Genomic DNA, 22,919 nt, shown 5'->3' with positions numbered 1-22,919 from the left:
TCTCAGATTTCGATGTCCACGTCGCCGACGGCGGCCTGGACGCAGAGTTGGATGGGCTGGTCGGGATCGGCCTCCAGTTCGCCGGTGCGCAGGTTGCGGGTGCATCCGCTGCGCCGGACCGAGGTGCAGGAGAAGCAGATCCCCATCCGGCAACCGAACTCCGGGCGCAGGCCCGCACCCTCGGCCTGCTCCAGCAGCGAGGTCCCGGTGTTCTCCGCGGTGACCCCGCTGGCGGAGAAGGTGGTGGTCCCGTCCACCTCGGCGCTGTCGACCGCGACGGTGGAGGCGACGAACTCCTCGGTGTGCAGACGTTCACTCAGGTCCGCGCCGGTGTAGACCTCACGAACCGATTCCATCAGCGGCGGCGGCCCGCACAGGTAGGTCTGCGCGTCGGCGAACCAGGGGGCGACCCGCACGAGTTCGTCGTGATCGAAACCGCGGCCGTCCTGTTCCGGATATCGCAGTTCGACAGCGATATTCGGATGGGCGGCAGCGATTTCGGCGAGTTCCGCGTGGTGCGGCACCAGTTCCGGCGACCGCGCGTAGTGCAGGAACACCACTTCACCGGAGTACCCCTCGTCGACGAGGGTGCGCAGCATGGACAGCACGGGTGTGATGCCGCTACCACCGCTGATCAGCAGAACTCGCTCGGGCCGCCGATCCGGGAGATGGAATACCCCGGAGGCCGGTTCGAGGTCCACGATCATGCCGGGACGCGCGTGTTCGTGCAGATACCGCGACACCAGACCGTGCGGATGTACGCGGAGGGTGAGGTCGAGGCGCCGGCGCCGGTCGTGCTGCGAGTTCACCGGTGAATAGCAGCGCAGATGCCGCACCCCGTCGATCACCACGCCCAGCTGCAGGAATTGACCCGCTCGCAGTCCGTCCCACTGCCGGGTCGGGCGCAGGCTCAGCGAGATCGTTCCCGGGACCGAGCGGTCCACGCCGACGATTCGGGCCCGCATATCGCGGACGGTGAGCATGGGGCGCACCAGTTCCAGGTACCGGTCCACCGGATGCGGTGTGGTCAGGGTCTGTACCAGACCGAGGAGGGCCACCATGGGAGTTCTCCGTCCCTGTCTGTCGGTCATGTCACGAGCTTCAACTAGTTTCGGTGTACGACTGTACACTCAACTAGTGTGCCGGATACCCCGCGGGAGCTGTCAACCAGTAATTGATGTGACGCGGGCGACAAAAGAGAGAAGGGCAAATGGTGAACGGATGTATGCTCACTGAAATGACAGATCAGGTAGAGAGCCGCGTCGAGCGCAAGGAGCGCACCCGGCAGGCCCTACTCGTCGGCACGCTGGCGCTGGCCGCCGAACGCGGTTTCGGCGCGCTGAGTCTGCGTGAGATCGCCCGCTCCGCCGGTATCGTGCCGACGGCCTTCTATCGGCATTTCGACTCACTGGACGACCTCGGCGCCACCCTGGTGGACGAGGGCGTCCAAGCCTTGCGATTGGCACTGCGGCAACTGCGCCGCACGCCCGACGCCCGGCTCTCGGCGACGGTACGTTTCGTCTTCGGCGAGGTCGGCCAGAAACGGGAGCTGTACGGCTTCCTGATCCGTGAGCAGCGCGGCGGCAGTCCGGCACTGCGCTCGGCCATAGCGCTCGAACTACAACTGATCGTGCGCGAACTGGTGGCCGATCTGTCCCGCATCCCGGCGCTGGACGACTGGTCGCCCGGCGATCTGGAAGTGGCGGCCGATCTGCTGGTCGCCACGGTGATCGACGGAATCGCCGACTATGTCGGCGCGACCCCGCGCGAGGAACGATCGGTCATCGATCGCACCATCCAGCAGATCCGCCTCGTCGCCCTCGGCATGGGCGCCTGGAAACCCTGAACACGCGCCCACCCGTTCCCTGTCACGCGACGGGAGTCCGTGCCGGCTCCTTGCTCCCCGAGGCGTCCGGAGCCGGGACGAACAGCAGGGCGACCAGTCCGGCGACCAGCACCACCAGCAGGCCCCCGATACCGGCGCGGTCGGCCCCGAAACCCCACACGAACAGACCGAACAAGGTGGGCGCCAGGAACGAGGCAGCCCGCCCCGTGGTGGTGTAGAGCCCGAACAGCTGCCCCTCCCGTCCCGGCGGTGTCAGCCGAACGAGGAAAGACCGCGCCGACGCCTGCGCCGGACCGACGAACAGCGTCAGCGCCAGGCCGAAGATCCAGAACATCGCGGCCCCCGACACCACCAGCAGCACCGCGCCGGCCACTACAGCGGACAGCAGCGATACCGCGATCACGCGTTTCGGCCCGACCCTGTCGTCCAAGCGGCCGGCCACGATCGCGCCGAGCGCCGCGACAACATTGGCCGCGATCCCGAACAACAGCACATCGGATTCGCTGATCCCGTACACCTGCACGGCCAGCACCGCGCCGAACGCGAAGACACCGGCCAGGCCGTCCCGGAATACGGCGCTGGCGAGCAGGAACCCGATGACGGCTCGATCCAGTGCCCACAGCTCCCGCAGATCCCGCCACAACACCCGGTAGGAGCCGAGAAGACCCGCGCTCGCCGCCCCGGGATCGGCCCGGGTGCGCGGCGCCTCCGGGACCGCGAACAGCACCGGCAGAGCGAATACGGCGAACCATACGGCGGCGAGCAGCACGACCAGCCGGATGTTCAACCCGCCCTCGGTGGCTACACCGAACAGCCCCCGCTCGGGGCCGTCACCGGCGATGAACCCGAAATAGCAGATCAACAACAGGAAGATCCCGCCGAAGTAGCCCATGGCCCAGCCGAATCCGGAGACCCGGCCCAGGGTCGCGGGGGTGGACACCTGGCGCAGCATCGCGTTGTAGGGCACGGTCGCGAGTTCGAAGAAAACCGATCCCAGCGCGAGCAACACCAGCCCGAGCCACAGATAGGAGTACTCGTCCCGGACGAAGAACATCGCCGCCGTCAGCACCACGACGACCGCGGTCATGAGCCCGAGCGAACGTTTGCGGTTCGCGGTCGCGTCGAAACGCTGACCGGTGATCGGCGCGGTCAGCGCGACGATCAGCCCGGCGAACCCGAGTGCCCACCCCAGCCAGGCGCTGGCGGAGATATCACCCGGCAGATCGTCGCCCACACTGTCGGTGAGGTACACCGCGAACACGAACGTGGTGATGACGGCGTTGAACGAGGCGGACCCCCAGTCCCACAATCCCCATGCGACCACCTGCCCGCGCCCCACCCGCGCGTTCGCCTCGCTCATACCGCGCACCCTAACGGATCCGTGGCGTACCGGCCGGGCTACGGCAGAAGGGCTTGTGACCGGGCCGGAGCCACGGTCGAAATACGGCGAGATAGCGGGTTGATCACGTCTGAGGCTGTCGAATGTACGGGTGCCGAGCGCAAACCCTATAGTCGGAAATGTCTTTCGACTCGAAGTGCGCCATCAGGGACTCGAACCCCGAACCCGCTGATTAAGAGTCAGCTGCTCTGCCAATTGAGCTAATGGCGCGTGCCCCGTCGATCGGTGCGGGACAGACATTAACAGGCTCGGGCCGCAGAAGTGAAATCGATAGTGGGCCGGCCGGGTGTGAGCCGGCCGACACGTAACGGAAGGCGAGCGGAAGCCTATGTCCAGGTGTGCCAGTGGCACCGGCGTGATCCCCGACGGTTGGGATCACCCCGGTACGGCTGGCAGAATGGTTGGACGTGGTCTCGACCGATCCCGCCGCCGTGGGTCGAGGTGAGCTGGTAATCGGTCGGATCCGAAGCCATCGGCGCGTAGCGGGTGCGCCGTGACTTGAAACGGGGTTGATATGCGTACAGGTGATCGGTGTAGGCCGGTCCGTTGGATACTCGGACCGCTGGTCCTGGTCACATTGGTCGCGATGGTGCTGACCGGTTGTTCGTCCTCGGAGGCCTCGGACGGGACTGTCGCCATCGACCGCAATCCCATCACCGAGTTGATCAAGCCCAAGCTCGTGGCTCCCGTCAAGGACGGCGATATCGGTGTCTCGCCGGCCGCGGGGATGAAGTTCGAGATCACCGACGGCCTGTTCACCGAGGTCGACCTGCTCAATCCGGATGATCAGCCGGTGGCCGGCCAGCTCGCGCCCGACGGCCGCAGCTGGTCCACCACCGAGCCACTGGGCTACAGCAAGACCTACCGGCTGCAGGCCCGGGCCAACGGGCTGGGCGGCGCTTCCACCGCCGGTATGAGTTTCACCACAACGGCGCCCGGCAATGTCACCAAGCCCTACCTGGTGCCGGGCGAGGGCGAGGTCGTCGGTATCGGCCAGCCCGTCGCGGTCCAGTTCGACGAGAACATTCCCAACCGCTCGGCCGCGCAGGACGCCATCACCATCAAAACCGATCCGCCGGTGGAGGGCGCGTTCTACTGGGTGAACAACCGCGAGGTCCGCTGGCGGCCCGAACATTTCTGGAACGCCGGCACCAAGGTGACGATCGATGTGAACGTCTACGGCAAGGACCTCGGCAACGGGCTCTACGGCCAGGACGACATCCATTCGAACTTCGTCATCGGCGATGCGACGGTCTTCAAGGCCGACGACAATACGAAGATGGTCACGGTCGAGAAGAACGGCCAGGTCATCCGCACGATGCCGACCTCTATGGGTAAGGACGACACCCCCACCAACAACGGTGTGTACATCCTGGCCGACCGGCATGAGCACATCGTCATGGACTCCTCCACCTACGGTGTCGCGGTGAACTCCCCCGCCGGGTATCGGACCGACGTGGACTGGGCCACCCGGATGTCCTACAGCGGGATCTTCTTCCATTCGGCCCCGTGGTCGCTGGGCGCGCAGGGCAATACCAACACCAGCCACGGGTGCCTGAACCTCAGCCCCGAGGACGCCCAATGGGTGTACAACACGGCCAAACGCGGTGATATCGCCATCGTGACCAATACCGTCGGCCCGGTGCTCTCCGGAACCGACGGCCTGGGTGACTGGAACATCCCGTGGTCGGAGTGGAAAGCGGGCAACGCCCAGACGTAACGTTGGTTCGAGACCGACCGGTGCCGGGTCCCCCACTGGGGCCCGGCACCGCGCGTTCAGCGGGCCGACTCGTAGAGCCGCCGCACGATGTCCTCGATATCGGGTTCCTCGATCGAGAGATCACGCACCTCGGCCAGCGCCGATACCTCGGCCAGCAGCTGCGCGGCGGTGGTCGTATCGGCGTCGAAGGCCAGCCGCTGCCGCATACCTTCCGCCTCGTAGGAGATGAGTTCCGCACCGGGCAGCCCGTCCAGGGCCCGGGTGGGCGCGGTGAGATCGACGACCAGCATCCGCTGCGCGCCGACCGTCGCGCCCAGACCCGGCAACGAACCGTCGTAGGCCAGTCGCCCGTGGTCCACCACCAGCACGCGATCGCAGAGTCGCTCGATATCACCCATATCGTGTGTTGTCAGGACGAGGGTGGTGCCGCGTTCGGATCGCTCGGCACGCAAAAATTCGCGCAGCCGCTGTTTGGAGAGCACATCGAGTCCGATGGTCGGTTCGTCCAGGATGATCAACTCCGGCGAATGCAACAGCGCCGCCGCGACCTCGGCACGCATTCGCTGTCCCAGCGACAGCTGGCGGACCGGAGTGTCGAGTGTATCGGCCATTTCCAGCTGCTCGACCAACTCTGCGGTGCGTAATCGCCCGGCCGCGGGTTCCAATCGGTGGATCGCGGCCAGGATCGTGAACGATTCCCGCAGCGGAAGATCCCACCACAGCTGGGAGCGCTGCCCGAAGACGACCCCGATCCGGCTCGCCAGCTCCCGGCGTTGCCGGATGGGCTCCAGTCCGCAGGTGCGCACCGAGCCGGAGGTCGGGACCAGGATGCCGGTGAGCATCTTGATCGTGGTGGATTTACCGGCACCGTTGGCGCCGATATAGCCGACCGCCGCACCCCGCTCGACCCGGAAGCTCATGGCATCGACCGCGGTGACCACCGCACGCCGCGAGCGCAGACCTTTCCCGGTCCGGCGGGTGAAACAGCGGGTCAGCCCGTCGATATCGATAACCGTTTCGCCGGCCGTACTGTCGAATCCCATCTCAACCACCGCCACTCTGATAGTGCCTCGTCCCGATCCGCCACATCACCCACGCCAGCACCCACACCCACCCCGCTGCCAGCGGCGCGCACCAGGCGAGCCAGGGCGGCATGCCGGGCGGGCCGGGCAGGTCCAGCAGTGCCAGCGTCGGGAGGTAGGCGGTGAACGCCACCGGTATCGCGATGCAGAACAACAATTTCAACGGGGTGGGAAAGACCGACGCGGGCTGGGTCGCCGCGAAGGAGCCGCCGTAGGTGAAACTGTTGGTCAGCTCCGCCCCGTCGATGAGGAAGAACTGGCAGCCCGCGGCCACCACGAACAGTCCGCCGAACAAGACGATGCCGCTCAGCACCGTCGACGCGATCAGCACCACCGCCGCGGCCGACCAATCGATATCGTTGCGCACCAGCCCGACGGTCAGCACCACCACCGCGACCGCGGCCCGGGCCAGGCGGCGCAGCGAGAAATCGCTGGTCACCAATTGCAGCAGAACCGGTTGCGGGCGCAGATGGTAGATATCGAGCATGCCGAGACGGATGAGTCCCGGCAGTTTGTCGAGGTGCCCGAACACCAGCTGGGCCAGTGCGAAGGCCGAGTTGCTCAGGCCGAACAGCAGCAGTGCGGCATCCAGATCCAGGCCGCCGAGCACCTTCGCCTGGTGGAACACCACCCATACCTCGGCGAACTCGACCAACCCGACCATGGTCGCCCCCGCCATATCGCTGGCGAAGGACAGCCGGTAGGCGCGCTGCGACCGGATACGTGAGCTCAGCACCGCCGCATAGGGACCGAATCGGCTACCCACCGGGATACGCCGGCCCTCCGCCGGATGGACAGCTGTCTCAACCACCCTGCACCTCCAGCCTCCGGCGGCCGGCGGCCAGCAGGACCCGGCCCAGCGCCAGGACGACCAGCAGCCAGAAGATCTGGGTGCCCACCAGGTGCGCCGCATCCCAGCCGGCCACCCGTCCGGAGAGCACATCCACCGGCACCTGCAGCATCGACGGGAACGGCGTGCATCCAGCGATTGCCCGCAGCCAGTCCGGGAAGACGTGCACCGGGACGAACAGCCCGGCGAGGAAGGGGCCGCAGGTCTGATAGAGCGTCCGCAGCCCCCGGGTCTCCACGACCCAGAATCCGACGGTGGTGAGCACGAACAGGGACAGGAACGAGATCGCCGCGGCGAGAACCACACTGAAGAGCCCGAGCAGATAGGACTCGGGGGTGCTGGGGAGCGCGAGCCCGAAGGTGAGCGCACCGACCAGCAGGCTCGGGATACCACGCGGGATCAGTGTGCACAGCGCGCGGCCGAGATCGGAGGCGAGATTGCCCAGTTGCACATCCACCGGTCGCAGGAAGTCGACAGCGATATCACCGGTGCGGATCCGTTCGGCCAGTTCGAGTTCCGCGGCCATGAACTGCAGAGCTCCGAGCAGGCCCTGGGAGATCCACACGTAGGCACCGATACTGCCCGCGTCGTACCCTCCGAACCCACCCGTGGCGTCTATCGCGGCGACCATCACCGCCGCGCGGACGAACCCGAACACACAGTTGGTGAACAGCCCGGCGAACATGGCCAGCTTGTAACGCCATTGCCGGCGGAACCCGGCCACCAGCAGCCGCCGGTAGACACCGGCCGTACCCCGGAGATCGACCGATGTGGCCGACACGGTCACCCCCTGCTTCGCGCGGACACAAAGCCGCCACCTTACCGCGCGCCGTACGACCGGAAAAGCGGATTTATCGGCCCGCCGGGCGGTCCGCGCGGACCTTTTTCGCGCGGACCGGCCCGGTCGTCACAGTCGAGCCGCCAGCCGAGTGCCCTGTTCGATGGCACGTTCGGCATCGAGTTCGGCGGCCAGTTCGGCACCGCCGATCAGATGAGTCGGCACACCCGCCGCGGTCAGCTCCGATTCGAGTTCGCGCACCGATTCCTGGCCGGCGCAGACGATCACATTGTCGACCCCGAGCACCCGGGGCCGCTCACGCTTCGGGCCGAAGCTGATGTGCAGGCCTTCGTCGTCGATCCGCTCGTAGTTCACGCCGCCGATCTGTTCGACCCCTTTCGCCTTCAGTGCCGCACGGTGCACCCAGCCGGTCGTCCTGCCGAGCCCCTTCCCGAACGACGTTTCCTTGCGCTGCAGCAGGACGACCTCACGCGCCGCGGGCGACGGGCGGGCTTCCCGCAACTGGCCGCGTACCTGTTCGTCATCGGGATCGACACCCCATTCCTGGCGCCACTCGTCGGGTTTCAGCGTGGGGTGACCGTCGACGATCAGATATTCGCTCACATCGAACCCGATACCGCCCGCGCCGATCACCGCGACCCGCTTGCCCACCGGTTTCCCGTCCCGCACCAATTCCGCGTACGAGAGCACCATCGGATGGTCGATACCCGGGATATCGGGGATCCGGGGCCGGACACCTGTCGCCAGGACGACCTCGTCGTACCGGCGATCGATCAGTTCGGCGGCGGTGACACGGGTGCTCAGATGCACCTGCACGCCGGTGAGTTCGAGTTTGCGGGTGAAGTAACGAATCGACTCGTCGAATTCCTCCTTCCCCGGGATCCGGCGCGCGATATCGAACTGCCCGCCGATCCGGTCCAGGGCTTCGAAGAGATCGACCCGGTGACCGCGCTCGGCGAGGTTCACCGCCGCCGACAGACCGGCCGGTCCGGCTCCGACCACCGCGATACTCTTCGCGCGCCGGGTGGGCAGCAGCGTGAGTTCGGTTTCCCGGCCGGCCCGTGGGTTCAGCAGGCACGACACCGTGCGGTGCTGGAAGGCGTGGTCGAGACAGGCCTGATTACAGGCGATACAGGTATTGATCTCGTCGGTGCGTCCGGTGGCTGCCTTGTCCGCCCATTCCGGGTCGGCCAGCAGCGGCCTGGCCAGGGAGATCAGCTGGGCATCGCCGCGGGTCAGGATCTCCTCGGCGATCTCGGGCATATTGATGCGGTTCGACGCGCATACCGGGATCCCCACCGCCGCGGTGACCTTCGCGGTGAATTCGACGAAGGCCGCGCGAGGTACGGAGGTCACGATCGTCGGCACCCGCGCCTCGTGCCAGCCGATATCCGTATTGAGAATGCTGACACCCGCGATTTCCAGTTCCCGGGCGAGTGCGAGGATCTCTTCGAACGTCTGGCCGTTCTCCACCAATTCCGCCATCGATAGACGGAATACGATCAGGAAATCGGGACCGACCGCGGCGCGGGTACGCCGGACGATCTCCACCGCGAGCCGCCGACGGTTCTCCGCTGAACCACCCCAGCGATCATTACGTTTATTCGTACGCGGGGCGAGGAATTGATTGATGAAATAACCCTCACCGCCCATGATTTCGACACCGTCGTATCCCCCGAGCCGGGCGAGTTCGGCGCAGCGAACGTAATCGTCGATGGTTCGGCGAATTCCGCGATCCGATAACGCGCGCGGGCGGAACGGATTGATCGGCGCTTTGATCGACGAGGCGGACACACTGCCGGGGACGTAGGCGTAGCGTCCGGCGTGCAGGATCTGCAGCGCGATCTTTCCCCCGGCGGCGTGTACCGCACGGGTGATGGCCCGATGCCGATAAGCCTCGGTCCGGTTGGTCAGTTTCGCACCGAAAGGTAGCAGCCAACCGGTGCGATTGGGGGCGTAACCACCGGTGATGATGAGGCCGACGCCGCCGCGCGCGCGTTCGGCGAAGTAGGCGGCCAGCCGGTTGGCGTCCCAGGCCCGGTCCTCCAGACCGGTGTGCATCGATCCCATGACCACCCTGTTGCGCAGGGTGGTACTCCCGACTTCGAGTGGGGTGAACAGCTGCGGATAACTCGTCGTCGAGTACATCGCGGGCCCTCTTTCCGATATCGGTCCGGCCCGGCGGCGACCCGGCCGCTGGGCCTACAGGACCTCATCACACCATTTCGCCACGGCGCGCTTCCACCCCCGAAGCGCATACGGGCCCGGAAACCGGTCCCGACCGGGGTTACCGAACACTTGCGGTGGGGCCGGGGCCAGCACGTTTTCTCGATCACGGAACCATCACGAACACCTGGATCCACCGTTACCGTTCAGAAATTTTGTGGCCTCCGCCACAAGAGGTTTAGGGACATTCCCCCAGGTCGAAACAGTGGTGCAACGCGTTCATTTCGGACTTCAAGATCGCACTTAGCATTCTCTCAGGTTCCGTTTACCTGCTGTTCACCTCTTGTGACCATTCTGAGATCCGGTCCGAAAAGACCTGAAGTTCGGCTAGTCCGCGATGTTGTGGACACAAGGTTGGAAACAACCGCGAAACTCGCCGGCGCGACAACCACAAACGGTATCGCGATAGCCGAACCCGAGTCCACTCGACTTCACCACAGCGTGGAGTTCCTGCGGGCGCAACGGACCGGGAAACCACCCGGTAACCGCAAGATGCGCCATCCGGACCCGAACCAGCCTGCGTTCGGTGTCACACAAAAGAACCCGACAACAGCACAGTCATATTTTCCGGATTGCGAGCCACCGGCCCGCGCCGAAGATCCGTGCTGCCCGAACCGGGCAGGATCCCGAGACCCGACAAGGAACCGAATCCGATCATGTCTTCCCACCGTTTCACCAGCCTGCGCCGCCGTACCAAGCGTGAAGCCATCGGCTTCGCCCTCGCCACGGCCGGCATCGTCGCCGTAACCGCCTCCTCCGCGGTCTCCATGGCCGACGACAGTGCCCCCAGCCGGGTCGCCATGGTCGCCGAGCAGGCACCTGCCGCCGCCGCGACCACCGCCGAGGCAGCCGCCATCGCGGCCCCCGCTCCCGAAGCGGAGATCATCCCGGCCCCGGCGCCCGCCCCCGAAGCGGCCTTCGCTCCGGCCCCGGAACCGGCCCCCGAAGCAGCGCCCGCCCCGGCCCCCGCTCCGGCCTACCCCAACAACCTGGACGGCTGGATCCAGGAAGCCATGGACATCATGGCCGCGAACGGTATCCCCGGCAGCTACGACTCGATCAAGCGCAACATCCTGCGTGAGTCCTCGGGCGACCCGGCGGCCATCAACCTGTGGGACTCGAACGCCGTCATGGGCATCCCCTCCAAGGGCCTGCTACAGGTGATCGACCCCACCTTCGCCGCCTACCACGTGCCCGGCACCGCGTTCGACGTATGGAACCCGGTCTCCAACATCGCGGCGGCCTGCAACTACGCCTTCCACAGGTACGGCTCGATGGACAACGTCTTCGGCGCGTACTGAGTGATCTGCCCCGCCTCCGGCGGGGCGGGGCTCACGACCGCGGTCGGGGCTCGATGACTCCAGATTTTGCGGAGTAGTCCGGATTCCTGCGAATCCGGTGCGCACTCCAGGATCGGCAGGGCGGCGCAATGGGGCGCCGGCCACGGCGGACTCCCGGATGACGAGACCACGATGAGGGGTCCCGGACATCCCGGGCCGGGACAGAGTCGTCCCGGCCGATGACCGCGAACCCTGCAGATCGTCCGCACCGCGCAACGGCGCACGGTCGCGGAGGCCCGCTGCATCAGCGGGGACCACAATGAGGTGGGTGCGCGGTGCCGTCCGATTCGGGCGGCACCGCGCATTTCCCGTCTCGGTGCCCCTGGCAATGCCCGGAGCGGCGGGGGGAATACTGTTCTCCAGGTACCGATTTCCGAGGACACTTGCTCATGGCCGATTACGCGCATTCCCCGGCTGCGGAGGCCGGTCGGGCCGCCAAGGCGCGGCAGCTGGCCGGATATCTGTGGGACCGGGATATCTCGGGTTCCGAACTCCTCGGCATGCCGGCCGCGGCGCGGCGCAAGCTCGCCCGGGCAGCGGGGGCCAATCCGCCGAGCTCCGAGGAGACCTGGCATTCGGTGGCGCAGCTACTCGACGAGAAGGCCCGGTGGGCGGCACGTCGACCCGGACATCCGGCGGCCGCGCGGCATCACACCGACGAGAAACTGCTCTGGGTGAAACCTCCGGTCACCCCGTGGTGAACGCGGCCCACTCCCCCGCGACCAGCAACCACAGCAGCCCACGTAACCGTGAAGGTCACGTGGGCTGTGTCCGTGCCGGGTCGGCCGAGTCCTTGCCGGACCGGTGGATGGATCCGCGCACCGGGCCGGTACCGCTCACCACCAGCCGGTGGCCGACCCGATCTGCCGCTCCAGCTCGGGAGCCAGGGTCCGGGCGTAACTGGCGCTGAGATGGTGCTCGTCGTGGTAGACGAGCACATTCCCCTCCACCACCCGGCAGATCTGGGGTCCGCACACCGAATCGGTGAGATCCAGCAGGCGCATATTCGGGAACGCCGCCGCATGCAAGAGCGCGGGATTCACCGGTGCCATCGCGGTCGCCCGCTGCATTCCGCAGGTATCGCTGTCGCCACCGGCGGCCAGACAGTCCACCGCGCTGTAGCGGACACCGGTGGGGCTGCGTAGCCAGGGAGTGTCGCGGATGGCCAGCACATTCAGATTCCGTTCGGACATTGCCGCCCACACATCCAGGTACTCGGCCGGGACTACGTCGCCGCCGCTCGGCCACACGGGCGCGGTGGCGGTGGTGAACACCCAATCCGGCGGATCGGAGGCGAGCAGATCGATCACCTGCCGCGACCAGTCGCGACAATCCGAGATGTCCAGGCCCCGGTACTGCGCGTCGTCGCGGATGTTCAGTGAACAGCCCATCTTCAGGTAGACGACGACCTTGATGTCGTGCACCCGGGCCAGAGCGTCCATGGCGGGCATCCAGTGCTCGGCGTGGGAGTTGCCGACCATGGCGATGCTGCGCGACCCGTTCGGATCACCGTAGGTGCAGGTGACGATCTCCTTGTTGAACCAGTCGGAGATACAGCCGTCGCGGGTCGGCGCCGGTAGATCGTTCGACGCCTCCAGGATGGACGGCCGCAGTTTCGCCACCGGGACCGCGGCCCCGGCGAACAGTGCCTCCGCACCCGGATATTCGTTCACCGGCAACGCCTCCACCGGTTCGGACGGTGTGCGCGCCATCACCACCTGCCACGAGATACAGGAGCCGAGTACGAGCATCCCGACCACGCTCACCGCGACAGCCGGGATACGACGCTGCCAGACCGGTGTCACGATCGTGCGCCCGGACCGCAGGCGCAGCGGCTCCTCGATGTACTTGTTGGTCAGCACCGCCAGCACCAGCGATACCGCGATGACCATCAGCCCACCGCTGAGCCCGGCATGCGGTTTACCGGTCTGCACCAGGTAGTAGATGAGCAGCGGCCAGTGCCACAGATACAGCGAGTAGGCGATCGAACCCAGTTCGACCATCGGACGGGAGGCGAGCAGCCGCGATACGCCCGACCGCCAGCCGCTCTCGGTCCGGATACCCGCGACGATCAGCGCGACCGCCGCGCCCACCGGGAACAGCGCGGCCGGGCCCGGGAACTGGCGGGCGCCGTCGAAGAGCACCCCGCAGAGCAGGACCGCCGCGAGTCCGGCGGACGCGAGCACTGTCAGTACGACGCGCGCGGCACGGCTCGCGGTGATCCGGGCCCACGGAAGCACCGCGGCCAGCAGCGCGCCGGTCAGCAGCTCCCAGGCGCGGGCGCCGCTGTCGTAGTAGGTCCATTCCTGCGACACAGTTGTCCATACGGCGGCGTAGACGAAGGAACCGGTGCCCAGCACCAGCGCGAGCGCCGCGATCGCCGGACGGACCGCCGCGGTCCCGCCCAGGCGCGCGCACACCCAGGCGATCACAGCCAGTAGCACCGCGATCGCGAGATAGAACTGGCCCTGTACCGCCATCGACCACATGTGCTGCAGCGGGCTGACCGAGGGGTCCGCGGCCAGATAGCTTTCCGCGGCACCGGCCAGGTACCAGTTCTGGTAGTAGAAGGCGGTGGCGATCGTCTGACCCGACATATTGCCCCAGGTCGAATACGGCCGGCTCAGCACGGTGACCACCGCCACCACGGCCAGCACCACCATCAGCGCGGGGAGCAGGCGGCGCGCGGTCCGCACCGCCGTCTGCCGCAGTCCCACCGCGCCGGTCCGTTCCACCTGACGCAGCAGCATGCCGGTGTAGAAGAAGCCCGACAGCACCAGGAAGATGTCGACACCGCCGGAAACCTTCCCGTACCAGACGTGGAAAGCGACGACGAGCGCGATCGCTATACCGCGGAGACCGTCCAGATCCAGCCGGTAATCGGCCGAGCGCGGGGCCGCGGCCGCCGGGGGTGGCGCGGACGGGTCACCGGTGACATCGCTGTCCTTGATTCGCAACAACTGCTTTCCCCGACCTATCGCTTTCTCCGGCCGGCCCGGGGTGGGTCGAGTAACAGCAGCGGAGTACGAGCCTCGGACATAGCATGCATCCCTATCACAATGTGTTGTCTCCGGCGAAACCTCCCCGTACTGCACGGGAACTTCGCCACTGCGTCGCGGTGCGTCACAGCATCCGGGGAGTACCCACCCGGATGCCCATTTCCTCCTGTCTTATCCAGGCCATACGAGTTGACAATCAACCCGGCCCTCACAACAGTGGAAGCCGCGCGTTCTCTTGTCGGACGCAGATCCACTCCCCAGCAGACATAGAGGAATTCATGAACGTACGCCAGCTCTATGTCAGCGCCGCCGCCGCGGGGCTGACTCTTCTGGCCGCTCCCGCCGCGAGCGCCGGTCCGATCGGAATCCCGCTGCCCTCTCTGGCAGGTACCGGTTCCTCCGCGGCCGACGCCGTGCTGGGCGCGACCGGATCGGCCCAGCTGACGCAGACCGGTTCGGCCGGCGGCGCCTTCAAGAACTGTGACGAAGCACGCGCCGCGGGCCGGGCGCCGATCTTCCGCGGTGAGCCCGGTTTCGGTCCCCACCTGGATCCCGACGGCGACGGGTTCGCTTGCCCCACCGTCTGATCCACGGTTACTGCGCACGAACACCCGGTGACAGAATCTCTGTCACCGGGTGTTCTGTATTCCGGGCCGGTACCCGGATCAGCGCAGGATCTTGAACAGCAGCGCGCCCACCGCCAGTACACCCACACCGATCAGGGTGTACTTCACCTTCGGCTCGTTGACCTTGGCCAGCGCCAACTGCTTGGTCCCCTCGGCGATCCGCTGCGGATCGGCCCGGACGGCGATCTCGTCCAGAGTGCCGGCCAACCGCTCCCGCGCGGCCTCGATCTCCTGCTCGATCCGCTCGGTATCCTTTGCCACCTTCAACGCCTCCTGTACCTGGTCTGCCGCGTCCACCGGCGGCCGATGATCACCCCTGGGCCGCGCCCGTCCGTGGATCGGGCCAGGGTCCGCGCTCGAGTGTATCCGCGCGCACCGCGCTCGCTACTCGATCGTCCCCGCCCGCGATCCGCCCCGGTGTGTCCGCGTCGCCGGCGACAGATCGTGGGGCCGGCGCCCGCCGGATCACCGGGACCAGTACACGTCCGGGAGCCCGGCCGGTCGATTACGGTAGCCAGGGTGACCGACAACCAGCGACTCTCCCCCGGCGACCCGGCACCCGATTTCACCTTGACCGACGCCGACGGCAACGAGGTATCCCTGGCCGACTACCGCGGCCGCAAAGTAGTGGTCTACTTCTACCCGGCGGCCAGTACGCCCGGCTGCACGAAACAGGCCTGCGACTTCCGGGACAACCTCGGTGAGCTGAACTCCGCCGGACTCGACGTGATCGGCATCTCACCCGACAAAACGGCCAAACTCGCGAAGTTCCGCGACGCGGAGAAACTGAACTTCCCGCTGTTGTCCGACCCGGACCGCACGGTGCTCACCGAATGGGGTGCCTTCGGCGAGAAGACCATGTACGGCAAGAAGGTGACCGGCGTCATCCGTTCGACCTTCCTCGTCGATGCCGAGGGGAAAATCGAAGTGGCACAGTACAACGTGCGCGCCACGGGGCATGTCGCGAAGCTGCGCCGGGATCTCTCCGTATGAGCCGAGACCACCCGGGTGCGGCCCGGGTGGTCACTCGTAGGACGCGATGAGCCGCTCGTAGCCGTCGAGCAGCAGTGTCAGCCCGTTGTCGAAGAACAGGTCCCCCCAGGATTCCTGGTCCTGTTCGAACGCCTGGGCGCGGACCGCCGCGGTGAGCGCGGGAAAGCGTTCGGGGTCGAGCACGCGGTCGATGATCGCCCAGTCGCCTTCGGATTCCTCGTTGTCCGGCTGGATTTCCGCGGCCAGGCGGGCGCGACCGACCACGTACAGCGACAGGTTCATCACCAGCTGCAGTTTCATGGGCTCGGGTACGCGGGTCTGCCCCAGCGCGGCCAGGCCCGCCTCGAGCCAGGCCATATTGTTGGGACCCAGCGGCGGCGTGCTCATCGGCGCACCGAGCCAGCCCGGGTGCCGGCTGATCAACCGGTACTCCTCGTGCGCCCACTGCTCCAGCGCGCTGCGCCACGGTGTGCCCGGCGCGATAGCGGGCGGCGTACCGATCACCCGATCGAACGCTACTTCCATCAGGGTCGCCTTGCTGTCCACATATCGGTAGAGCGACATCGCGGTGAACCCCAGCCGCTCGGCGACCTTGTTCATCGACAACGCGGCGAACCCGCTCTCGTCGGCCAGCTCTATCGCGGCATCGACGATCTGCTCCAGGCTCAGGCCGCGGCGGGGTCCGCGGGTACCCGCGGACGCGAGACCCCACATCAGCTCGACCGATTTCGGTAGCGGCGGTTCGTTGCCACCCGGCCGCGCCGCGGTCGGTTCCGAGACCTCTTCCCCGGCCGATCGCGGCTGCTGGTCCGACTCGGGGCCGGCTGCGCTCGACATCGTTATCGACCTCTCCGTTCTGATCACTGCGCCCGGTAGTCCGGGCGCGGGTCCCGCGCCGCCGTCCGGCTCCGCTGCCCTCCATTCCTATCTCACCTGCTCCCGCGCGGGTCTTGCGCCCTTCCCTCAACTGTGTACTCTTTAAACTGAATCTATGCCGTATACAGTTTATGAGGCATACAGTTTTGGAACGGAGTCCCTATGACCGCCCCTCCCGCCATTTCCCTCACCGGGCTCGGCAAAGCCTTCGGCGAGCACCGTGTGCTCGCCGGAGTCGATCTCGATATAGCCCGCGGATCCGTGTTCTCCCTGCTCGGCCCCAACGGCGCCGGGAAGACCACGATGGTGCGCATCCTCGCGACCCTGACCGCCCCCGATACCGGCACAATCCGGGTGGCCGGGCACGATGTGGTCCGCGAACCCGACCGGGTACGCGCCGCCATCGGGGTCACCGGCCAGTACGCCGCCCTCGACAAGGTGCTCACCGGCACCGAGAACATGCACATGGTCGGCCGGCTGCTGCACCTGGGCAGATCGGAAACCCGGCGCCGCACCACCGAACTACTCGAACGCTTCGATCTCGCAGGCGTCGCGAACCGGCCCGCGAACACCTATTCCGGCGGGATGGGCCGGCGCCTCGACCTGGCCATGAGCCTCATGGGACGCCCGGAGGTGGTCTTCCTGGACGAACCCACGACCGGTCTCGACCCGCGCAGCCGCCGCGAACTGTGGGCGGTGATCCGGGAACTGGTGATCGACGGCGTCACCGTCTTCCTCACCACCCAATACCTCGAGGAGGCCGATCAATTGGCCGACCGGATCGCGGTACTGCACGACGGCCGGATAGTCGCGGACGGCACCCCGGCCGAACTCAAACGGCTCACCCCCGGTGGCCATATCCTCTTCAGATTCGCCGATCGCGCGGATCTGGCCGCAGCGGCCCGAGCCGTCGGCCACCCCGTCGACCACCCCGGGACCGACCCGGACGAACTCACCCTGCAGATCCCCTCCGACGGCTCGGTCGCCCATCTCAAACAGCTGCTCGACGAGTTCACCGAACTCGACCTCACGGTCGAACAACTCGGCGTACACACGCCGGATCTCGACGATGTGTTCTTCGCACTCACCAGCCGGCCCGCCGAACCGCTGCCCGCCGCCTCCTGATCCGCCCGATACCGCACAGAAAGCCACGCGCGTGACCACACTCGCCCACACCGCCCAGGACGCGGCCACCATGACCGCCCGCAATATCCGCCACACCCTGCGCAGTCCGGACTCGTTGATCAGCACGCTCGCCCTGCCGATCATGATCCTGCTGATGTTCGTCTACGTGTTCGGTGGCGCCATGAACGTCGGCAACAGCACCTTCGTCGACTATGTGGTGCCCGGAATCATCCTGCTGTGCGCCAGTTTCGGCGCGTCGACCACCGCGGTCGGTGTCTCGGTCGATATCACCGAGGGCATTGTGGACCGCTTCCGCACCATGGCCATCAACCGATCCGCGTTCCTCACCGGTCACATCACCGAAAGCCTGCTGCGCAATATGGCGGCCACCACGGTTGTGGTCGGCGTCGCGCTGGCCATCGGTTTCCGGCCCACCGCCGACCCGCTGCGCTGGCTCGCCGCGGCCGGGGTGCTGGCGCTGGTGGTGCTGGCGCTATCCTGGACGTCGGCATGCTTCGGACTGATCGCCAGCAGCCCGGAAGCCGCCAATGGATTCACCATCTTCGCGATGTTCATTCCCTATATCAGCAGCGCGTTCGTCCCCCCGGAGACCATGCCGAGCTGGCTGCGCGGGTTCGCCGAGCACCAGCCGGTGACACCGGTGATCGAGACACTGCGTGGTCTCCTGGTCGGCAATCCCATCGGTGACAGCGCGGTCCTCGCGCTCATCTGGTGGGGCACCATCGCCGTGGTGTCCTATTTCGCCGCGCTGATCCTGTTCCGGCGACGCACCGGGCAGTAACGGCGATCCGGCCGATCCGGCGCCCACCCGATGTGTTCCGTGGCCCGGATCGGCGTTATTTCCGTGGTGAGACATGACAGACTCACGTTCACAGTTCCACACTCTGCACCACGGGTTTCCCCCAACCGCTAGCCTGGGACAGGTGAACGTACGGACGGAGGCCAGGGCCAAACGGCGTCCGGACCCTGCGCTGGAACTTCAGGACGACCCGCAAGAGCTGATGCCGCGCCGGCGGCCGACCCAGGAACGCAGTAAGCGCAAATTCGACGCACTGCTGCAATCCTCACGCGAGCTGCTGGTGGAAGTCGGTTTCGAATCGTTCACCTGTGAAGAGGTCGCGGCCCGGGCGGAAGTGCCCATCGGCACCCTGTACCAATTCTTCGCCAACAAGTATGTGATCGTCTGCGAACTGAACCGGCAGGATCTGGTGGCGGTATCGCAGGAACTGGCCGATTTCCACGGCGAGATCCCGTCACTGGACTGGTTACGGCATATGAACCAGTTCGTCGACCATCTGGCCAGCCTGTGGATGACCGACCCCTCCCGCCGCGAGGTGTGGCTGGCCATGCAGTCCACCCCGTCCACCCGGGCCACCGGCGCCATCCACGAGAAGGAGTTCGCCGAGGTCGTCTCGCAGATGCTGCGCCCGCTGACCCCGCGCACTCCTCGCGCCCGGCGCACCATGATGGCCGAGGTATTGGTGCACGTGGTGTATTCGATGATGAACTTCTCGGTGCAGGATGAACAGAGCCACGCCGACGCGGTCGCGGAACTCAAACGACTCATGGTCGCCTATCTCCTGGTGGCGGAGAAGGAATCCCGCACCGCCAGCCAACGCTGAACCTTCACCACACGTCAACCCCACGGCGTTCGCGGTAACGCCGTGGGGCACCTGTATCCGAGCAGGGCAGCTCTGAGACAACTGGGCCGGCCGGGTCTCGGCAGCACGCCCTATCGGCCCCGAACGAAAAGGGAAGACCCGGAGCAATTTGAACTGGTATCCGATTGTTGGACCGGTGAAGTAAAAGCTCAATCCCGGTTTTATGGCAGCGCGATCGCCAGTACCAGCACGATCAGCGGCAGGCCGATTGCGACGGCGAATCCCAGTGTGGTCACTGCTCGCGCCTCGGAGGCGTGGCCAGTGCGGACCACACCGGATACTCCTGTGTTCCGGTGATCAGGTCGGCCGCTGCTGTGACCACCCGCCACGGCGTATCGGGCTCGAGTGTGCCGAGGTGGGGGATTATTACCGCGTCGGCGAGATGATCGAACGCGTGCTGGACGGCGATCAGTGCGGCCAATAGGGCGGCGGCATCCGTGTGCACTGTGTAGACGATCTTCAGCCGGTGCTTTCGCGTCAGCAATTCATACGCTGCCGGGTCGTGGTTGCTGTGCAGCAGGGCAACCGCCCGCCTCGCACGGCCGAGGTACATATTTACTCCTTTGCGCTCGAATAGTTCTCACTTTCGCCGCGTCGAAGGAACCGCCGTATGCCCAAATGGTTATAGGGCACTCAGCTCGGGTTATATCCCCAGCTCAGATCACCTTGTTTACCTACACTGAGCAGACCGGCCGCATACATACTGATCGTCGCGATTCAGGGGGGAACATTGAGCACGATGTCGGGCAGCAGACCACAGTGCTGCCGCTCGTGCCGTCGCCGACTGGCCACCGACAACTTCACGGGTCTGTGCGGTACCTGTACAGCTGCGGTTCGCGACCGACTGTCCGGACCTCCCACGCTGATGCCCGGATTCTGGGACCATCCATCCCTCAAACAGGCACTGGCCGAACGGCATATGGGCAGGGCCATTGGCGCCTATCGCCATCATCCCGCCCACGGCACAGTCGTACGTCAAGCCGACGTGGCCCGCTGGGCCGGGATCAGCCAAGTTCGTATCAGCCGGATCGAAAATGGTCCGCCGATCCGACAGATGGACAGCCTCGTGTACTGGGCCAGACTGCTGGGCATTCCCTATCACCTGTTGTGGTTTCAGATGCCCGGCCACAGCTACCCGGCGCCCGCACCACCGCGCGCGGCGGTACCGGCTCCGACCGCCGGCCCTTATAGATTGCTGCGTCTGGACACGCATCTCCCGGCAGAGCAACGTGACATGGCGGTCGTGGAGTCGTTACGATCGGCCGATCTCACGATGGGTGGCGGCCACCTCTACCGCGAACTTACCCGCTACCTCACGACCGACCTCGGCCCTCGCCTGTTCTTCGGCGAGGACCATACGAATCCGGCGCTGTTCGTCGTCGCCGCCGGACTGGTCGAAATGGCCGGATGGATGGCCCACGACGCAGGTCACGACGAACGTGCCTATCGCCAATTCACACGCGCCCGTGAATTCGCCAAAATCGGCCCCGACCGGCAGTTGCCGGTACATATTCTCACCAGCCTCAGCCACCTCGATCTACATAGCGGGCAACCCGAACGCGCGATCCGTCACGCCTACGACGCCGAGTCGGCGCTTTCCAAAGCCCCGGTAAGCCCCGAACTCGAGGCCCGACTGCTCGCCATGCACGCCCGCGGGCTCGCGGCCCTCGGTGAAGCCCGCCAAACCCATGTCATGCTCGAACGCGCCGCGGACGCTCTCAATACCTCCACGGCATATCCATTGTCCCCGTGGGTCAGTGGATTCGATCATGGCAGCCTCGCCACCGAAGCCGCCCGATGTACCAGGCAACTCGGAGAGCTGACCCGCGCCGCTGTATACGCACAGCGCGCTATCGACCTCCGCCCACCCGAGCGGGCCCGCTCGCGAGCCTTGGCCCGACTGACGCTGGCGATGATCCTGGCCGAACAGGGCCAGCCGGAACAGGCATGCACTATCGCGACCGAGGTCATTGCCGACACCACCGACCTGGCTTCCCATATCGTCGTCCGCCATCTCAACGATCTACGAGGCCACCTCCAGCCTTACCGCACCAACCCGACCGTCAGCGCCTTCCTCGAATATCTGCGGGAAACCGTCCACGCCCGAACCTGGATCCCCGCCATGGTCGTCACCGAACGCGCGGATCGACTTGTGGGAGTGTGAAGACGAACTCAGCCGCGACATCCCAAACGATCGTTGAGCACCATCGACCAAGAAGGTGATGTCATGAATGCTGTGGAACAACCCCTGTACGAACGTGACCCCGACGCCTATGCAGCACACATCGCCGAGGGCAACGCCACCCTCCCACGCAAACTTGTCAGCGCCGACGTTCTCCTGTTCGACCAGCACGGACGGATCCTGCTCGTCGATCCGATTTACAAGCCTGGATGGGACCTGCCCGGCGGCAACGTCGGGGCCAACGAGCCGCCGGATATCGGAGCGCAACGCGAAGTACGGGAAGAGCTCGGGCTCGAGCTCTCCACAGATCAACTGGACCTGCTGTGTGTGGACTGGGTCTCGCCACACAGCAAGTGGGACGACTGGCTGAAGTTCATCTTCGGCGGACCCCAACTGACGGACGCCCAGGTCTCGGGGCTCCGAATCGGCGACGAAGAACTCACCGCATTCGAGTTCTGCTCGCCCGACCAGGCCCAGCAGCGGCTCAGTACCGCGCTGTGGCCACGGGTCAAGGCTGCGCTCCTCGCTCGGCAAACCAGTCGAGCCGTGTATCTACACGACGGCCGATCCGCACCGACCGAGTAGGCGATGATCTGACGATCGCAGCGACCCGCTGATCCTCGGACAGCGGACTCGTCTTCCTCACAGAACTGCTCCCCGAAAGTCGGAACTGAATGTCTCGGTCCAACTTCTGGGGAGCAGTTCAAATCGCGCTCCGGGCGCTTCCTTTTCTCACTCAGCTCTCCGGTGACCGTCCCTCGATCAGGTCGGCCAGTTCGCCCGGGTCTTCCAGTACCACCATCGCGGCCGCTGTATCGCCGTCGTGGGTGAGCGACAGATGCACCCGCACCCGCGGCAGGAACTCCGCGGCCAGGCCGTGCAGTTTGATGCTCGGCCGGCCCCAGGCGTCGTTGACGACCTCGATCAGCGGGTACGGGTTGTCCCCGATCTGCGGTCGGCGGGCGAAGCGCGACGATGCCCAGGCTTTGAGCACCGCCTCCTTCGCCGCCCACCGCGCCGCGTAACTACGAGCCGGATCGGTGGCCTTGCTCTGGCAGTACCGCCGCTCACCGGCGGTGAAACTCTCCCTGAGCATGGTCGTTCCGGCACGGTCCAGCTGTTCGGCGAACTCGGAGATGGTCACCAGGTCCAAGCCGATTCCGAGGATGGTCAC

At 66.2% G+C, this 22,919-nt stretch carries 22 protein-coding genes and 1 tRNA gene; 11 read left to right on the top strand and 12 right to left on the bottom strand.

Annotated features, from left to right (window positions below; translation table 11 throughout):
* Positions 1–2 precede the first annotated feature (2 nt).
* Positions 3–1,061 (bottom strand): ferredoxin reductase, encoded by a 1,059-nt coding sequence (locus IEY68_RS26935; RefSeq protein ID WP_082681390.1) that lies wholly within the window; start codon positions 1,059–1,061, stop codon positions 3–5.
* Positions 1,062–1,237: 176 nt separating this feature from the next.
* On the opposite strand from IEY68_RS26935, the gene IEY68_RS26930 reads away from it, so the two are divergent.
* Positions 1,238–1,846: a TetR family transcriptional regulator gene (locus tag IEY68_RS26930; RefSeq protein WP_229719036.1), complete on the top strand. Its 609-nt coding sequence runs from the start codon at positions 1,238–1,240 to the stop codon at positions 1,844–1,846.
* Positions 1,847–1,868: 22 nt separating this feature from the next.
* Here the strand turns inward: IEY68_RS26930 and IEY68_RS26925 are convergent, their stop codons facing one another.
* The gene (locus IEY68_RS26925; RefSeq protein ID WP_058855202.1) at positions 1,869–3,206 is read right to left on the bottom strand and encodes an MFS transporter; all 1,338 of its coding nucleotides are present in this window, start codon (positions 3,204–3,206) and stop codon (positions 1,869–1,871) included.
* Between the two features lie 176 nt (positions 3,207–3,382).
* Positions 3,383–3,455, bottom strand: a tRNA-Lys gene (locus tag IEY68_RS26920).
* Positions 3,456–3,759: 304 nt separating this feature from the next.
* Between IEY68_RS26920 and IEY68_RS26915 the strand changes: the two genes are divergently transcribed.
* Positions 3,760–4,965, top strand: a complete 1,206-nt coding sequence (locus tag IEY68_RS26915; protein ID WP_082681389.1) for a L,D-transpeptidase — start codon at positions 3,760–3,762, stop codon at positions 4,963–4,965.
* 56 nt (positions 4,966–5,021) lie between these two features.
* Here the strand turns inward: IEY68_RS26915 and IEY68_RS26910 are convergent, their stop codons facing one another.
* The 4 genes from IEY68_RS26910 to IEY68_RS26895 all read right to left on the bottom strand — a co-directional run bounded on the left by IEY68_RS26910 (position 5,022) and on the right by IEY68_RS26895 (position 9,844).
* Entirely contained in the window at positions 5,022–6,008 is a 987-nt protein-coding gene (locus IEY68_RS26910) for an ABC transporter ATP-binding protein (protein WP_058855201.1), read from the bottom strand.
* Position 6,009: 1 nt separating this feature from the next.
* Positions 6,010–6,858, bottom strand: coding sequence for an ABC transporter permease (locus IEY68_RS26905; RefSeq protein ID WP_229719033.1), 849 nt, complete (start codon positions 6,856–6,858; stop codon positions 6,010–6,012).
* Positions 6,851–7,678, bottom strand: a complete 828-nt coding sequence (locus IEY68_RS26900) for an ABC transporter permease (RefSeq protein ID WP_058855235.1) — start codon at positions 7,676–7,678, stop codon at positions 6,851–6,853. The genes IEY68_RS26905 and IEY68_RS26900 overlap by 8 nt, the downstream gene beginning before the upstream one ends.
* 126 nt (positions 7,679–7,804) lie before the next feature.
* On the bottom strand, positions 7,805–9,844 hold the full coding sequence (locus IEY68_RS26895) for an NADPH-dependent 2,4-dienoyl-CoA reductase (protein ID WP_058855200.1): 2,040 nt from the start codon (positions 9,842–9,844) through the stop codon (positions 7,805–7,807).
* Positions 9,845–10,578: 734 nt separating this feature from the next.
* On the opposite strand from IEY68_RS26895, the gene IEY68_RS26890 reads away from it, so the two are divergent.
* Entirely contained in the window at positions 10,579–11,223 is a 645-nt protein-coding gene (locus IEY68_RS26890; RefSeq protein ID WP_058855234.1) for a transglycosylase SLT domain-containing protein, read from the top strand.
* A gap of 428 nt (positions 11,224–11,651) precedes the next feature.
* Positions 11,652–11,963, top strand: coding sequence for a hypothetical protein (locus IEY68_RS26885; protein ID WP_058855199.1), 312 nt, complete (start codon positions 11,652–11,654; stop codon positions 11,961–11,963).
* Positions 11,964–12,098: 135 nt separating this feature from the next.
* On the opposite strand, the gene IEY68_RS26880 is transcribed toward IEY68_RS26885, so the two are convergent.
* Positions 12,099–14,219, bottom strand: coding sequence for an acyltransferase family protein (locus IEY68_RS26880; RefSeq protein WP_308434994.1), 2,121 nt, complete (start codon positions 14,217–14,219; stop codon positions 12,099–12,101).
* 320 nt (positions 14,220–14,539) lie between these two features.
* Between IEY68_RS26880 and IEY68_RS26875 the strand changes: the two genes are divergently transcribed.
* The gene (locus IEY68_RS26875) at positions 14,540–14,848 is read left to right on the top strand and encodes an excalibur calcium-binding domain-containing protein (protein WP_058855198.1); all 309 of its coding nucleotides are present in this window, start codon (positions 14,540–14,542) and stop codon (positions 14,846–14,848) included.
* Positions 14,849–14,926: 78 nt separating this feature from the next.
* Here IEY68_RS26875 and IEY68_RS26870 read toward each other — a convergent pair whose 3' ends face one another.
* Complete coding sequence (locus IEY68_RS26870; RefSeq protein WP_058855232.1) at positions 14,927–15,148, bottom strand: DUF3618 domain-containing protein; 222 nt, start codon at positions 15,146–15,148, stop codon at positions 14,927–14,929.
* Between the two features lie 258 nt (positions 15,149–15,406).
* Here IEY68_RS26870 and bcp point away from each other — a divergent pair, with 258 nt between their 5' ends.
* On the top strand, positions 15,407–15,880 hold the full coding sequence (bcp, locus tag IEY68_RS26865; protein WP_058855197.1) for a thioredoxin-dependent thiol peroxidase: 474 nt from the start codon (positions 15,407–15,409) through the stop codon (positions 15,878–15,880).
* A 30-nt stretch (positions 15,881–15,910) separates the two neighbouring features.
* On the opposite strand, the gene IEY68_RS26860 is transcribed toward bcp, so the two are convergent.
* A complete protein-coding gene (locus IEY68_RS26860; RefSeq protein ID WP_229719031.1) occupies positions 15,911–16,717 on the bottom strand; it encodes a TetR/AcrR family transcriptional regulator in 807 nt (268 codons plus the stop codon).
* Positions 16,718–16,918: 201 nt separating this feature from the next.
* Between IEY68_RS26860 and IEY68_RS26855 the strand changes: the two genes are divergently transcribed.
* From IEY68_RS26855 to IEY68_RS26845, 3 genes are all read left to right on the top strand, one after another.
* The gene (locus IEY68_RS26855) at positions 16,919–17,881 is read left to right on the top strand and encodes an ATP-binding cassette domain-containing protein (protein WP_058855196.1); all 963 of its coding nucleotides are present in this window, start codon (positions 16,919–16,921) and stop codon (positions 17,879–17,881) included.
* 70 nt (positions 17,882–17,951) lie between these two features.
* Positions 17,952–18,683 carry an ABC transporter permease gene (locus IEY68_RS26850; protein WP_058855230.1) on the top strand — a complete coding sequence of 244 codons (732 nt, stop codon included), beginning with the start codon at positions 17,952–17,954 and terminating at the stop codon, positions 18,681–18,683.
* Between the two features lie 220 nt (positions 18,684–18,903).
* Positions 18,904–19,524: a TetR/AcrR family transcriptional regulator gene (locus IEY68_RS26845; RefSeq protein ID WP_058855195.1), complete on the top strand. Its 621-nt coding sequence runs from the start codon at positions 18,904–18,906 to the stop codon at positions 19,522–19,524.
* Between the two features lie 271 nt (positions 19,525–19,795).
* Here IEY68_RS26845 and IEY68_RS26840 read toward each other — a convergent pair whose 3' ends face one another.
* Positions 19,796–20,116, bottom strand: a complete 321-nt coding sequence (locus tag IEY68_RS26840) for a hypothetical protein (protein ID WP_058855194.1) — start codon at positions 20,114–20,116, stop codon at positions 19,796–19,798.
* 312 nt (positions 20,117–20,428) lie between these two features.
* On the opposite strand from IEY68_RS26840, the gene IEY68_RS26835 reads away from it, so the two are divergent.
* Together IEY68_RS26835 and IEY68_RS26830 are read left to right on the top strand one after the other, a co-directional pair.
* The gene (locus IEY68_RS26835) at positions 20,429–21,727 is read left to right on the top strand and encodes a helix-turn-helix domain-containing protein (protein ID WP_058855193.1); all 1,299 of its coding nucleotides are present in this window, start codon (positions 20,429–20,431) and stop codon (positions 21,725–21,727) included.
* 63 nt (positions 21,728–21,790) lie between these two features.
* Positions 21,791–22,330 (top strand): NUDIX domain-containing protein, encoded by a 540-nt coding sequence (locus IEY68_RS26830; RefSeq protein WP_058855192.1) that lies wholly within the window; start codon positions 21,791–21,793, stop codon positions 22,328–22,330.
* A gap of 151 nt (positions 22,331–22,481) precedes the next feature.
* Here IEY68_RS26830 and acpS read toward each other — a convergent pair whose 3' ends face one another.
* The gene (acpS, locus tag IEY68_RS26825; RefSeq protein ID WP_058855191.1) at positions 22,482–22,919 is read right to left on the bottom strand and encodes a holo-ACP synthase AcpS; all 438 of its coding nucleotides are present in this window, start codon (positions 22,917–22,919) and stop codon (positions 22,482–22,484) included.

Origin of the sequence: Nocardia jinanensis (assembly GCF_014645735.1) — a bacterium.
GTDB lineage: Bacteria > Actinomycetota > Actinomycetes > Mycobacteriales > Mycobacteriaceae > Nocardia > Nocardia jinanensis.
The sequence above is the reverse complement of the archived record's forward strand: the minus strand, read 5'-3'. Positions and strand labels throughout refer to the sequence as shown.

Bases quoted from the DNA above. Each gene is read 5' to 3' on its own strand.
- IEY68_RS26885 (WP_058855199.1), top strand. From the start codon at position 11,652: ATGGCCGATTACGCGCATTCCCCGGCTGCGGAGGCCGGTCGGGCCGCC.
- IEY68_RS26875 (WP_058855198.1), top strand. From the start codon at position 14,540: ATGAACGTACGCCAGCTCTATGTCAGCGCCGCCGCCGCGGGGCTGACT.
- IEY68_RS26840 (WP_058855194.1), bottom strand. From the start codon at position 20,116: ATGTACCTCGGCCGTGCGAGGCGGGCGGTTGCCCTGCTGCACAGCAAC.
- IEY68_RS26930 (WP_229719036.1), top strand. From the start codon at position 1,238: ATGACAGATCAGGTAGAGAGCCGCGTCGAGCGCAAGGAGCGCACCCGG.
- IEY68_RS26860 (WP_229719031.1), bottom strand. From the start codon at position 16,717: ATGTCGAGCGCAGCCGGCCCCGAGTCGGACCAGCAGCCGCGATCGGCC.
- IEY68_RS26855 (WP_058855196.1), top strand. From the start codon at position 16,919: ATGACCGCCCCTCCCGCCATTTCCCTCACCGGGCTCGGCAAAGCCTTC.
- IEY68_RS26830 (WP_058855192.1), top strand. From the start codon at position 21,791: ATGAATGCTGTGGAACAACCCCTGTACGAACGTGACCCCGACGCCTAT.
- IEY68_RS26845 (WP_058855195.1), top strand. From the start codon at position 18,904: ATGCCGCGCCGGCGGCCGACCCAGGAACGCAGTAAGCGCAAATTCGAC.
- IEY68_RS26910 (WP_058855201.1), bottom strand. From the start codon at position 6,008: ATGGGATTCGACAGTACGGCCGGCGAAACGGTTATCGATATCGACGGG.
- IEY68_RS26925 (WP_058855202.1), bottom strand. From the start codon at position 3,206: ATGAGCGAGGCGAACGCGCGGGTGGGGCGCGGGCAGGTGGTCGCATGG.
- IEY68_RS26895 (WP_058855200.1), bottom strand. From the start codon at position 9,844: ATGTACTCGACGACGAGTTATCCGCAGCTGTTCACCCCACTCGAAGTC.
- IEY68_RS26890 (WP_058855234.1), top strand. From the start codon at position 10,579: ATGTCTTCCCACCGTTTCACCAGCCTGCGCCGCCGTACCAAGCGTGAA.
- IEY68_RS26915 (WP_082681389.1), top strand. From the start codon at position 3,760: ATGCGTACAGGTGATCGGTGTAGGCCGGTCCGTTGGATACTCGGACCG.
- IEY68_RS26835 (WP_058855193.1), top strand. From the start codon at position 20,429: ATGCCCGGATTCTGGGACCATCCATCCCTCAAACAGGCACTGGCCGAA.
- IEY68_RS26935 (WP_082681390.1), bottom strand. From the start codon at position 1,061: ATGGTGGCCCTCCTCGGTCTGGTACAGACCCTGACCACACCGCATCCG.
- IEY68_RS26850 (WP_058855230.1), top strand. From the start codon at position 17,952: ATGACCGCCCGCAATATCCGCCACACCCTGCGCAGTCCGGACTCGTTG.